Here is a 13,055-nt window from a genome sequence, read left to right as displayed (position 1 = left end):
AAGAAAACTTTTAGATGCCCATCTTAGGGAATATCCGTTACCGGTACTAATACCTCTCCTGCAAATACGCTCTTAATGCCTCATAATCAGACTCAATTATCCGGCTCTGTTTAACCTTGTGCACAATGGCCTGTACGGCTTCGGGTAACGGCACGGGCGCTCCGATTACAGGTTCCACGACATCGTAGAACTTCACGGGGTGGGCCGTTTCGAGGAACATGCCCTTTTGACCCGGGTGGCTGTCCAGGTATCGCTGCAAGCCAAGGTAACCTACAGCTCCGTGCGGATCGGCCAGGTAGCGGTATCGATCATAGACCTCCTTAATGGTCGTCCTGGTTTCTTCGTCGGAAATGCTAAAACTGCTGAGTACATTGGTAAGGTTGCCAAATTCGTGGTTGAACAACTCCAATATGCGTACGAAATTGCTGGGATTGCCAACGTCCATAGCGTTTGACAAAGTCGGCACCGCTTTCTGCGCCTGGTATTGCCCCGAATGCAGGTACTGTGTTACCACATCGTTGACATTGCAGGCTGCTACAAAATGGCTTACCGGAAGTCCGCTGCGGTGGGCCAGCAAACCGGCACAGATATTTCCAAAATTGCCGCTGGGCACACAGATGACCGGTGGATTTTCCTTATCCTTCCATTGCTTCCAGGCCAGTGCATAATAGAACTGCTGCGGCAACCAACGTGCAACGTTGATGGAGTTTGCAGAAGTGAGAAATATCCTGGAGGTAAGCGACTCATCGACAAAGGCCTGCTTAACCATTTGCTGGCAATCGTCGAAACTTCCTTTTACTTCCAGGGCATGTATGTTTTTACCGAGAGTGGTGAGCTGTTTTTCCTGTACCGAACTTACTTTTCCGGATGGATATAAAATAACCACCTCCACGCCCGGCACATTGTAAAATCCATGGGCCACTGCCCCGCCCGTATCGCCCGAGGTGGCCACCAGCACCACTACCCGCTCGCTTCGCTCACGGGCAAAATACCCCAGGCACCGGCTCATGAACCTGGCACCCACATCTTTGAAAGCAAGGGTAGGTCCATGAAACAATTCAAGTGAGTAAGTATCATCCTTCACCTGCACCAGGGGTATGTGGAAATTGATGGTTTCGGCAACGATTCGCTGCAATTCATCATCGGGCATGGCGCCTGCTACATAGGGATTGATGAACCTGAAAGCGATCTCTTCATTGCTGAACTGATCAATATTTTTAAAGAAGGCAGGGTCTATGACTGGGATCTGTTCCGGGAAATAGAGTCCTTTATCGGGCGCCTGTCCGCGAATAGTTGCTTCCTTGAAATCAACGTCGGGCGATTGTCTGTTCAAGCTGTAATAGCGCATGTCGTTCCTGTGTTGTTGCGTTGGTTAATTGATCCGGATTACTCCGCGTCCATAACTTTTACTCCATCGTAACTGATGGTGGTTACATAGGTCTTGAAGTCGATGCCCAATTTGACATACACTTCGGTCATTACATATTCTACCTGCTGTGCGGTACTTTCTTCCCTGCTGAGCATGAATATGGAAGGGCCCGATCCGGATATGCCTCCACCCAGTGCACCCGCTTCTTTACTATACTTCTTCACTTCATCAAAGCCTGGTATGAGCATACTGCGCACGGGTTCAATGATCACATCTTCGAGCGAGCGGCCAATAAGCCCATAATCGTTCTTGAGGAAGCCGGTCACCAACCCGGCGATATTACCCCATTGCTTGATAGCATTTTTAAGCTGTACTTCCTTGCGCAAGATCTGCCGTGCATCGGAGGTACGCACTTCAATTTGCGGATGCACCACGGTTACATATAAAGGCGGCGCGGTGAGCTGAACGATATCGAGGGGAAAGATGGACCGGATGAGGGTGATGCCTCCGTAAATAGCAGGCGCAATGTTATCGGCATGTTTTACCCCACTGGCGACCTTTTCACCGTTCATCGCAAACCGCACCAGGTCTTCATTACTGAAAGGATTTCCCAATAAATGGTTGGCCGCCACCACTACGCCGGCCGAACTGGCAGCGCTGGAGCCGAGCCCCGATCCGGGCTTAATGCGCTTGTCGATGGTGATATCGAAACCAAATGGGGTATTCGCCTCTTCCAGCAGGGCCAGCAATGCCGCGCCGGCCACGTTCTTTTCCGGCTCTACCGGCAGTTGATAGCCATCACTATGCTGAATGGTGATGCCCGGCTCTTCCCGCAGCTTAACCCCCATCAAGTCCTGTGGTTTGTGCAGGGCCATGCCCAGTACATCGAAACCACACACGAGGTTGGCCACGGTGGCGGGAGCAAATACCTTGACGGCTTTTCCTGCTTCCACTTTATGATCTTTGATCAATTGTGCTTTCATCTTTTCGGTTTATTATCGTGAACGCCTGCTCACAGTTCCTGCTACGCTGATTTGATTTAGTGTCGGGGGCGGAACTTTAATGTGCCGCCCGGAGGATATCGGCAAATACGCCAGAGGCGGTTACTTCGGCTCCTGCTCCAGCGCCCTTTACCACCAGGGGTTGTTCGGCATACCGGTTGGTATAGAACAATACCACGTTGTCTTTTCCATATAAGTGATATAAATCGTGCTGGGGATCGATGTGCTGTAAGCCAACTGCCGCTTTACCGTTTTCGTATTTGGCAACAAACTTTAGCTTCTTGCCTGCTTTTACCGCCTGCTGATAAAGTGCTGCAAAATGCTCTTCCTGCTTTGCCATTTCCGCATAAAAGTCATTCACGCTACCTGTCATACAGGAAGGCGGCATAAAAGAATTATTGGTGATGTCGTCCATTTCAAGACGTTCGCCGCTTTCCCGGGCCAGGATCATGATCTTACGCATCACATCGGTACCACTGAGATCCAGGCGGGGATCAGGTTCGGTATATCCTTCATCCTGCGCCTGCTTTACAACATCGGCAAAGCTCTTTTCGCCATTATAGTTATTGAACACAAAGTTGAGGGTTCCGCTGAGTACTGCTTCTATCCTGTTCACTACATCACCGCTGCGCATCAGGTCATTCAGGGTACCTATTACAGGAAGGCCGGCGCCTACATTGGTCTCGAACAGGAAAGAGGCGTTGAACTCGCGGGCCAGGTCTTTCAGCTTTTTGTAGTAGGAATAGGCAGATGAACAAGCTACTTTATTACAAGCCACTACCGATATGCTCTTTTCAAGGAGGCGTGCATAGACCTGTGCCACCTGGTCGTTGGCGGTAACATCGACAAATACAGCATTGCGGAGGTTTTTTGACCGGATGATATCGATGAATTTATCGAGCTCCATAGCATCGCCCTGTTCCAGCAATTTTTTCCAGTTCGCCAGGTTGATCCCTTCATCATTGAACACCATTTTACGGCTGTTCGCGATACCCACGATCCTTACCTGCAACCGCAACTGCTCTTGCAGGTAAGCCTGCTGCTGCTGCAATTGCGATAATAGCTTGCTTCCCACATTACCTGCACCGGCAATGAACAGGTTCACCTGCTTATAGGTAGTTTCAAAGAATTCTTCGTGCAATACGTTGATCGCCTTTTTCACATCGGCAGCGGCAATCACTGCCGAGATATTGCGTTCTGATGATCCTTGTGCAATAGCCCGTATGTTGACACCATTGCGACCGATGGCACCAAACATTTTTCCACTCACGCCCGGGTGGCTCTTCATATTGTCACCCACCAGCGCTACGATCGAAAGGCCTGATTCAACTACGAGGGGATCTACTTTCCCGGTTTCGATCTCGTACGAGAAAGCGTTATCGACAACCACTTTTGCGTCTTTTGCGTAGGCCTCATCGATACCCACACAAATGGAATGCTCCGATGAGCCCTGGGTAATGAGGATCACGTTGATCTGTTCGCCGGCAAGCGCTTCAAACAAACGCCTGGAAAAGCCGGGGATACCGACCATACCGCTCCCTTCAAGGCTTAACAGCGCGATCTTGTTAATGCTGGTGATACCGCGGATATTATTGCCATTTCTTTTGGTTACATCATTTTCTATGACGGTTCCATGAGCTTCGGGCTCAAAGGTATTCTTGATCCATACAGGAATACTTTTCTTCATGACCGGTTGCACGGTGGGTGGGTAGATCACTTTGGCGCCGAAGTGAGAAAGCTCCATAGCTTCCTGGTAGGAGATATGGGGTAATACTTTGGCGTTGGCTACGAGCCGTGGATCGGCAGTCATCATACCGCTTACATCAGTCCAGATCTCGAGTACTTTGGCATCGAGGGCACCGGCGAGGATGGCGGCAGTATAGTCAGAGCCACCGCGTCCAAGGGTAGTAGTAAGGCCGGCCGCATTGGAGGCAATGAAACCCGGAAATACCAGGAGGTTTTCTTTTGTTTCAGCGAAGTAGGTCCGGATATTGAAATCGGTAACCGAAAAATCCACAGCCGCATACCCATGGTTATCGTCGGTGATGATCAGCTCCCGTGCATCTTTCCATACTGCCTCTACACCTGCTGCCTTCAACCTGGCGGCAACGATCTGTGAGGAGATCAGTTCACCGAAACTTACGACCCTATCGCGGGTCCGGTCCGACAGTTCGCCGAGGAGGAATACCCCGTTGCAAATATCTTCTATCTCGTTGCAGCGTTGTTTTACCCAGCTCAGGATGCTGCTTTGTTTGGCTACCGGCACCAATACTTTTACAGCTTCTATATGGCGTTGCTCGATGGCTGCCAGCACATCTTTATAAGATTCATCGGCCGCAGCGGCCAGGGCGCCGGCTTTCAGCAGTAGGTCAGTAACGCCACCGAAGGCGGAGACCACAACAGCCGTTCTATCGCGCTGTATAGCTTGTTGAAGAATGGCTACTACTTTATTGATGTTGTCGGCGTTGGCTACTGAGGTTCCACCGAACTTTAAGACCTGCATATCGTGTATGATTAGTTGTGTGTAAGTAATTGATAGATAGACAATATCCCTCCCGGGTAAGATCAGCTAAAAGCCCAATTGGTAATATGGAAATGTACAACCCTTAGCGGGTTGTCGTAATAGTGGTTGTTGTTGTAGCCGTGGAAGCTACAGCGGAGGAAGATGAAATAATATGGTGTTGTTGAAGTACCACTACTTTAGGATGGTCAAATATACAAAAGAAATCGAAAACAAGTGTTAGTTTATTAAAAAATGTCTATTGACTATGTAGAGTAATGCAACCAGCCCGGAATGGCGGTGCTACACGATTTTGCAGGTCTCTTAATGCATCCTGTATTGTTCTGTTTTTGTCTTCTTGATTTTTCATCGTACTTTCATTCCCCATTTGTGTTGCTGCTTGTTATATGTAATCAATTGATTATTGCCAAAAATACATTCCATATGGACCACCAGTCGACGAGAGGACTGCAGCAATTCAAGAACTTTGTAGGTATCAAGTTCCAACTTTACAACAGCCTTTTTACTTCCCTTCCATTTCATCGTATCGAGAAAACAGGTATCCTGTTATCCCTGCTATTAAATAATTGTGAAGAAGGGTATAAACATAAGCTGAGCCCCACCCAGATCATCGAGGAGTTTTTCGAGAAGCATACGCCTTACCAAAAAGACCAGGACCGGTGCGACCTCCTGTTCCGCTTTATTCAATATGTAGAGCGCCAGGTGGTTTTGTTCGATGCCCTCGAAGATGCTTCGTTCCGCGAAGTACAGGACATGAACGGCATCGGCACGTTGAAATACCTCGAATCGGCTGTGATCCAGGAGAATGCCCAGGAACAACTGGCCGAGAAGCTGAAAGACTTCTCTATACGGCTGGTACTTACCGCCCACCCTACTCAATTTTATCCCGGTTCGGTATTGGGTATCATCAACGACCTGGCGAAGGCCCTGGCCGACAACAATACCAGCCAGATTAATATGTACTTGCAGCAGTTGGGCAAAACGCCCTTCTTCAAAAAGCAGAAGCCCACTCCGTATGATGAGGCGGTGAGCCTGGTATGGTACCTCGAGAACGTATTTTACCCTGCGGCAGGCCGCATCGTAAGTTTCCTGAAGAACCAGTTTCCGCAGGCGGTGCCCGACAACAACCCTATTATTACCATGGGCTTCTGGCCCGGCGGCGACCGCGACGGCAATCCATTTGTAACTGCGGATACCACTTTAAAAGTGGCCGACCTGCTCCGTGGCAGCATTATTAAATGCTACTACCTGGATGTGCGGCGTTTGAAGCGCCGACTCACTTTTAAAGGCATCGACACCATCCTGGCCGACCTGGAAAAACAGCTGTACGATAACATCTTCATCCCAGGCCAAAAAACGGCCCTTTCGAAAGAAGGCATCCTGACTGAGCTATACAAGATCAGGGAGATACTTACCTATCAGCATAACGGACTGTTCCAGCACCTGGTGGAAAACCTCATCAATAAGATACAGGTATTCGGTCTCCACTTCGCTTCGCTGGATGTAAGACAGGATAGCTCGGTCCACAAAACCGTGCTGGATGCTGTTGGCAGCAAGGAAAAGCTGTTACCTGATAATTACGACTCACTTTCTGAAGAAGAGAAGATCAAAGTACTCACTTCTATCAAGAAAACTACTCATCCTGAGCTGTACGAAGAAGGAGTGATACGGGATACCCTGCAAAGCATTACGACCATCCGGAATATCCAGGAATATAACGGCCCCGAAGGATCGAACAGGTATATCATCAGCCAGTGCAACAGCGCCCTGAATATAATGGAGGTATTTGGTCTGTTCCTGCTGAATGGCTGGACGAAGGAATCCATGAACATCGACATTGTGCCGTTGTTCGAGACCATCGACGACCTGAAAAATGCTGCGGGTGTTATGGAATCGTTGTACAAGAATGAAATTTACCGTGACCACCTGAAGCGCCGTAACAAACGTCAAACGATCATGCTCGGCTTCTCGGACGGCACCAAAGATGGTGGCTACCTGATGGCCAACTGGAGCATCTACAAAGCCAAAGAAGAGCTGACCAGGATATCGCGCAATTACGAGATCGATGTGGTGTTCTTTGACGGCCGTGGTGGTCCTCCCGCTCGTGGCGGTGGCAAAACCCATAAGTTCTACGCCTCGATGGGCAACAATATCTCGAACAAGGAAATTCAACTGACCATCCAGGGGCAAACAGTGAGCTCCAATTTTGGCACCATCGATTCCGCTCAGTTCAACATCGAACAATTGTTGAATGCCGGCATATCCAACTCTGTTCTTTCGGCGAAGGAGAAGACCCTGGAGGGAGATGATGAAGCGCTGCTGATGGAATTGGCCGATGAAAGCCTTAAAGCCTATACAACGCTTAAAAACCATCCCGATTTCCTGAATTACTTATCGCATATCAGTCCGCTGAAGTTTTACAGCGAAACCAATATCGGCAGCCGGCCCGCCAAACGCGGCAGCTCGTCGAAACTGGCCCTGAAAGACCTGCGGGCGATCCCCTTCGTAGGCGCCTGGAGCCAGTTGAAGCAAAACGTGACCGGCTATTATGGGGTGGGTATGGCACTGCAGGCATTGGACAGAAAAGGTAAACTGCCCGCCATCAAGCAACTGTATAGACAGTCGCAGTTCTTCAAGACCCTGATCGACAACTGCGAGATGGCGATGCGGAAATGTTTCTTCCCCCTTACAGAGTACCTGGCCAATGATGCACGCTATGGCGAGATATGGAACATGATCTTCCAGGAATATGAACTCACCAAGAAGTATATCTTCCAGCTTTCGGGCAAAAACGAACTGATGTTCGATTACCCCGTTGAGCAATTGTCGATCCAGGTTCGTGAGCGCATCGTATTACCATTGACCACGATCCAGCAATATGCAATGGCGCGCATCCGCGAACTGGAGGAGCAACAAGCCCCAGCCGGCCATAAAGATATCTTCGAAAAGCTGGTGATCCGTTGTTCGTTTGGCATCATCAATGCCGGCCGGAACTCGGCGTAATACCGGCTCTCTCACGCAATTATTAACTTCACAATTCATTGAATACAACCCGGGCCGACCAAAAAATGGTCGGCCCGGAGTATTTTAGGACTGCAATGGTCAGTTTCCCCAAAAAGGAATAGCCCGCCGGAAGCGGGCTATTCCTTTTTGGGCTTCGGCAGGAACCGGCGGCGTACACGCCTTGATTCGCCTCTTAAAAACCTGCCATTTTAGGGTCATCCTAGGGTCATCCTAGGGTTTTCTTAGGGTTATCCCAGGGTCATGATAGGGTTAAATCCCTGGCAACACCCTATAATGACCCTAAGTTGCCCCTGGGACCAGCGGACCCGGGCAGTCTATCCAGGCTCGAAATTCCCTGCTGCTGGCCAACCAGAAAGCCCGATAAAACAGGAAGGGCCGACCATATGGTCAGCCCTGCTATTTTAGAGTGTCGTCCTTTGCAAAAAAGCGAGACACCGGTTGCCCGGTGCCCCTCATTCTTAACAAAACAACACTAAACTCCTATGTGACTGTAAATTGAAATTGTAGTAAACAAGTGATCGTTGATGATGTTTCCTACAGTTCTGTGTTGCTGTATCTTGAATAAAAGCAATGAAAGTACCAGGCTTTTATACGCTATGTTAACTTAGAAATGATAAGTGAGTGCCAACAGGAAGCTTCCTGAAGACTTGGTGGCAGCTCCGTCTTTTTTGTAAAACACGGGAGTGCCGGTACCATCAACATCATCCTTTGCATTATCGAACCTGAACTCTGGAATGATGGTCAGGTTGTCGATACGGAAATTCGCAGAGATTGTCGGCACTACAAAGCTTGTTCCCAGACCATCTACACCCAGCACATTTTTCTTGTTATCGAAGTATTCGGTGCGCAGAGTAAGACCAGCCCAGGTGGCAGGATCATAATTCAGGTAAAGCGCTGCACCTTTCCAGCTTTCAGAATCGCCCCATTTACCATCTCCACCTTTAGCGCTTCTTGATTGAAGGCTGCCGTTTACACCGAGGCTGAATTTATCGGTTGCAGCATAGGTAGCCACTACATCATACTGATTCAGACGGGCTTCATCCGTATACTTTCCGCCCTGGTAGTTGAAGAATGCTTTCAACTTGCCGTCTTTAGTACCAGTAGAGAATTGACCGATGAACATTTTGGGTGCAGCACTGGCACTCTTGAAATCGGTGGGATTCGTGATACCTACCATGAAGGCGCTGGTACCACCGAGGCTGATGTCGGCCTTTACGCCTGTGTGGAAGAAGGGTCCGTACGAGAACAGGTAACTCATGCTGTAGTTCCTGTTGAGGTAGGCATCGAGCACTTCGTAACCAACGTGGGTGCCCCAGCTACCAACTGTGAATTTTACCTTATCGGAAACCGCGTAAGTTAGGTACAACTGCTTGATCAATACTGTCGATTTATCGTCGGCGCTGGCTTGTTCGTTGTAAGAGAACTCCTGGGCCCTCTTTCCAAAGCCGATATCGGCTACCATGCCTACTTTCCCGATACTGTGCTCGGCCTTGATAGTGGCCATGCCCAGTTCGAAGGAATTGTGTGAGTTGGTGAAGCTGGTTTTATTATTATATGGAGATTCTTTATAATTATTGAATCCATAGCGATAATACACATCAGCAGAGCCAGTCAGGGAAAAATTTGATTTTTTAGTTGAGTCTTGAGCGAGCGCACACGTTGAGCAGGCCACTCCTATGGCCAATACAGAGATTTTTCTTAACATTGCTAAAGATTTTAAGTGTTAAAAGGAAGGGTACGGCGGAATGAGCTTGTGTCAGAAGCTTATTTAGATGCTGTACCTTTTCTTATAAACCGTGCTCCACGAGTTTATCTTCCATTTTTCCATTGTCATGCACCAGCAGGGTACCTTGCAGATACTTCTCGTTGTGTTGAGTTGCATCCAGTCCAAGCTCTTCTTCTTCAGATGAAACACGCAGTGGGAGTATGAAATTGATGAATTTGAAGATCACGAATGATACGGTAAAGCTGTAAGCTACTACGATCGCCATGGCTTTCAATTGTGTCAGGAAGAAAGCGGGGTTACCGTAGAACAGACCCTGAGGACCGTCTTTGATACCGTGTGCCAGTTGGTTGGCAAAAATACCAGTCATCAACATACCTACCATACCACCGATACCGTGGCAAGGGAATACGTCGAGGGTATCATCGAGGGTAGATTTTTGCTTGATTCCTACAGCGATGTTGGAAATGAGCGCACCTACTACACCGATGATGATACTTTGAGGGATACCTACGAAACCGGCAGCAGGCGTGATAGCCACTAAACCTACTACAGCTCCGATACAGAAACCAAGTACAGAAGGTTTCTTTCCTTTCAGCACATCAAAGAACATCCAGGCCAAACCAGCAGCTGCAGCAGCAGTGTTGGTTGTACCGAGGGCGTTTACTGCGAGCGGAGAGGCGCCAACTGCAGAACCAGCATTGAAACCGAACCAACCGAACCAGAGTAAACCAGTACCAATCAATACATAAGGTACGTTTGCTGGTGGAATTTCTTTATTGTCCTGGTGTACTTTACGGCGCTTCAGCACCAATGCACCTGCAAGGGCAGCACAACCAGCTGTAATGTGTACCACGGTACCACCGGCAAAATCCCATGCTCCCATTTTAGCCAGGAAACCTTCTGGATGCCAGGACCAGTGTGCTACAGGAGCATACACGAGCAGGCTGAAAAGTACAATGAACAGAATATAAGAAGTGAAGCGAATACGTTCTGCTACCGCACCCACTACGAGACCTGGGGTGATGATAGCGAACATGAGCTGAAACAAGGCAAACAATGAAAGGGGAATAGAAGTGGCTAATGGCCAGGCGGGTCCGCCTTTTACCCCTTTAAAGAACAAGTAAGTGGAAGGGTTTCCGATGAATCCACCGATGGATTCACCAAAGCTTAAACTGAAACCGACTGCGATCCACAGCACACCTACTACTCCGGCAGCTACCACGCTCTTGATCATGGTAGAGATCACGTTTTTGCGATGCACCATGCCACCATAGAAGAAAGCCAGGCCAGGCGTCATCAGGAAGACCAGGGCTGCTGAAACGAGCACCCAGGCGATGTCTGCTGTACTGTATTGGGTTTCTGTGGGGCCGGGAACGTAATCGGCTTCGGGAGTAACGAACATGGCTACGAGGGCCACGACGAGAAGGACAAGAAACGGAGCGACCGTCTTAAGGCTCAATTTCATACCAGTTGATTTTAGTTGTTAAATTAAGAATGAGTTGTATGTGTTATTCTAAATCTAAATTAGCATTTTTTTGCCTGTTTTTGTTCACTCGTCACATATACGATTAATTACAATATTTATATTTCGGTGAAGTTTTGGTGCCGAAACAATTAACACACCTGTATCATAGAGAATATCAAATCTGGAAAGAAAAAAGCTGCCCATTTTGGACAGCTTCTAAAAATTATTTTTTTCAACAGTGTATCAAGAATGCGTTTTCATTGGAGAAATGGGCAAAAAACTACGCATGTTTAATTAAATTTCCAGCACCCTGCTTGTTTTTGCAACCAACCATTGGCTTTTTGCTAAAAAATATACATATAACAAAAAAGCCACCTCCATTCGGAGCGTGGCTTTTCGGCACTTTATACAGTCTTTAGAACGATGAACTGTTTTCTTAAACAGCCATGATAATGTTCTGGTCTTTGCTTTCCAGAAGCGAAACCCCGCCGGAAAGGAATTCATCGACTTTTCGGGCACATTCGCGTCCTTCACTGATGGCCCAAACTACCAGGCTTTGACCGCGGCGCACGTCGCCGGCCGCAAAGATCTTCTGGATATTGGTTTGGTACGACCTTTCAGCGGCCCGCACATTGCCCCGTTCGTCCAGTTCAACACCCAGCTCGTTGATCAAGCCGTCATGTTGCGGATGAACGAAGCCCATCGCCAGGAGCGCCAGTTCGCAAGGGAGTTCCCGCTCGCTGCCTTCCACTTCCACAAATTGGGCTGGACGGCCATCTTCGGTGATCTTCCACTCCAGGTCAACTACCTTCAGGGCTTTCAGATTCCCGTTTTTGTCACCGATGAATGACTTTGTTGCAATCGCCCAGTGACGTTGTGCGCCTTCTTCGTGAGAGGAAGATACCTTAAGGGTCATGGGGTATGTAGGCCAGGGCATGAAGGTGGTTCTGCCTTCCGGTGGTTTGGGCAGCAACTCGAATTGAGTTACCGATAATGCACCATGACGGTTGGAGGTACCTACGCAGTCGCTGCCGGTATCACCACCACCAATCACGATCACATTTTTGCCATTGGCCAGAATATCTTCGGAGAATATATTGCTTTCGATAGCTGCATTGGCCAGCGGGTCTAATCCGGCATTACGCTTATTCTGTTGCTTGAGGAAGGTCATCGCATAATGCACTCCCTTCAATTCGCGGCCGGGAACCGGCAGATCTCTTGGCACGGTTGAACCACCTGCCAATACGATCGCATGGTATTCGCGCAGCAGATCATTAATGCTCACATTCACACCCACGTTGGCATTGCACTTAAAAGTGATACCTTCTTCTTCCATTAATTTGATACGGCGATCGATCACCCATTTTTCCAGCTTGAAATCGGGGATACCATAACGAAGCAAACCACCCGGAGCATCATCTCTCTCAAATACCGTTACAGTGTGGCCAGCATAGTTCAGCTGCGCTGCCGCCGCCAATCCTGCAGGCCCCGATCCTACCACAGCTATTTTCTTACCGCTACGTACATTAGGGCGCCTTGGTTGTACAAATCCTTTATCAAAGGCAATCTCAATGATATGCTTCTCGATCTCTTCAATAGCTACTGCAGGCTGATTGATACCCAGCACACAAGCGCTTTCGCAAGGCGCAGGACATATGCGACCGGTAAATTCCGGGAAGTTATTGGTTGATGTAAGAATATCATACGCTTCTTCCCAGCTCTTGCGGTATACCGCATCATTGAACTCGGGAATAACGTTGCCCAGAGGGCATCCGCTGTGGCAGAAAGGCACACCGCAATTCATGCAGCGGGCACTTTGCTGGTTCAGCTTTTCTTCGCTGTATCTTTCTACAAATTCGTTGTAGTTCTTCACACGATCCTGCACCGGCAATTTACCGGGTAACTCTCTCGTAAACTCTAAAAAACCCGATGGCTTACCCATTGTATTT

General features: G+C 48.7%; 7 protein-coding genes. 1 reads left to right on the top strand and 6 read right to left on the bottom strand.

Annotated elements, in window-relative coordinates; genetic code table 11:
* Nucleotides 1-46: 46 nt before the first annotated feature.
* The 3 genes from thrC to thrA all read right to left on the bottom strand — a co-directional run bounded on the left by thrC (nt 47) and on the right by thrA (nt 4,873).
* Nucleotides 47-1,348, bottom strand: a complete 1,302-nt coding sequence (gene thrC, locus P2H89_RS27365) for a threonine synthase (protein ID WP_275833119.1) — start codon at nt 1,346-1,348, stop codon at nt 47-49.
* Between the two features lie 38 nt (nt 1,349-1,386).
* Nucleotides 1,387-2,352: a homoserine kinase gene (locus tag P2H89_RS27360; RefSeq protein WP_275833117.1), complete on the bottom strand. Its 966-nt coding sequence runs from the start codon at nt 2,350-2,352 to the stop codon at nt 1,387-1,389.
* Between the two features lie 76 nt (nt 2,353-2,428).
* Entirely contained in the window at nt 2,429-4,873 is a 2,445-nt protein-coding gene (gene thrA / locus P2H89_RS27355; RefSeq protein ID WP_275833115.1) for a bifunctional aspartate kinase/homoserine dehydrogenase I, read from the bottom strand.
* Nucleotides 4,874-5,314: 441 nt separating this feature from the next.
* On the opposite strand from thrA, the gene P2H89_RS27350 reads away from it, so the two are divergent.
* On the top strand, nt 5,315-7,894 hold the full coding sequence (locus P2H89_RS27350) for a phosphoenolpyruvate carboxylase (protein ID WP_275833113.1): 2,580 nt from the start codon (nt 5,315-5,317) through the stop codon (nt 7,892-7,894).
* A 625-nt stretch (nt 7,895-8,519) separates the two neighbouring features.
* On the opposite strand, the gene P2H89_RS27345 is transcribed toward P2H89_RS27350, so the two are convergent.
* The 3 genes from P2H89_RS27345 to P2H89_RS27335 form a co-directional block, all read right to left on the bottom strand.
* Nucleotides 8,520-9,620 carry an outer membrane beta-barrel protein gene (locus P2H89_RS27345; RefSeq protein WP_275833111.1) on the bottom strand — a complete coding sequence of 367 codons (1,101 nt, stop codon included), beginning with the start codon at nt 9,618-9,620 and terminating at the stop codon, nt 8,520-8,522.
* Between the two features lie 82 nt (nt 9,621-9,702).
* The gene (locus P2H89_RS27340; protein WP_275833109.1) at nt 9,703-11,106 is read right to left on the bottom strand and encodes an ammonium transporter; all 1,404 of its coding nucleotides are present in this window, start codon (nt 11,104-11,106) and stop codon (nt 9,703-9,705) included.
* A gap of 436 nt (nt 11,107-11,542) precedes the next feature.
* Nucleotides 11,543-13,048, bottom strand: coding sequence for a glutamate synthase subunit beta (locus P2H89_RS27335; protein ID WP_275833107.1), 1,506 nt, complete (start codon nt 13,046-13,048; stop codon nt 11,543-11,545).
* Nucleotides 13,049-13,055: the final 7 nt, after the last annotated feature.

Origin of the sequence: Paraflavitalea sp. CAU 1676, from assembly GCF_029223285.1 — a bacterium.
GTDB lineage: Bacteria > Bacteroidota > Bacteroidia > Chitinophagales > Chitinophagaceae > Paraflavitalea.
This window is presented reverse-complemented; position numbering and strand designations above follow the sequence as displayed.

Bases quoted from the DNA above. Each gene is read 5' to 3' on its own strand.
- thrC (WP_275833119.1), bottom strand. From the start codon at position 1,348: ATGCGCTATTACAGCTTGAACAGACAATCGCCCGACGTTGATTTCAAG.
- P2H89_RS27360 (WP_275833117.1), bottom strand. From the start codon at position 2,352: ATGAAAGCACAATTGATCAAAGATCATAAAGTGGAAGCAGGAAAAGCC.
- thrA (WP_275833115.1), bottom strand. From the start codon at position 4,873: ATGCAGGTCTTAAAGTTCGGTGGAACCTCAGTAGCCAACGCCGACAAC.
- P2H89_RS27350 (WP_275833113.1), top strand. From the start codon at position 5,315: ATGGACCACCAGTCGACGAGAGGACTGCAGCAATTCAAGAACTTTGTA.
- P2H89_RS27345 (WP_275833111.1), bottom strand. From the start codon at position 9,620: ATGTTAAGAAAAATCTCTGTATTGGCCATAGGAGTGGCCTGCTCAACG.
- P2H89_RS27340 (WP_275833109.1), bottom strand. From the start codon at position 11,106: ATGAAATTGAGCCTTAAGACGGTCGCTCCGTTTCTTGTCCTTCTCGTC.
- P2H89_RS27335 (WP_275833107.1), bottom strand. From the start codon at position 13,048: ATGGGTAAGCCATCGGGTTTTTTAGAGTTTACGAGAGAGTTACCCGGT.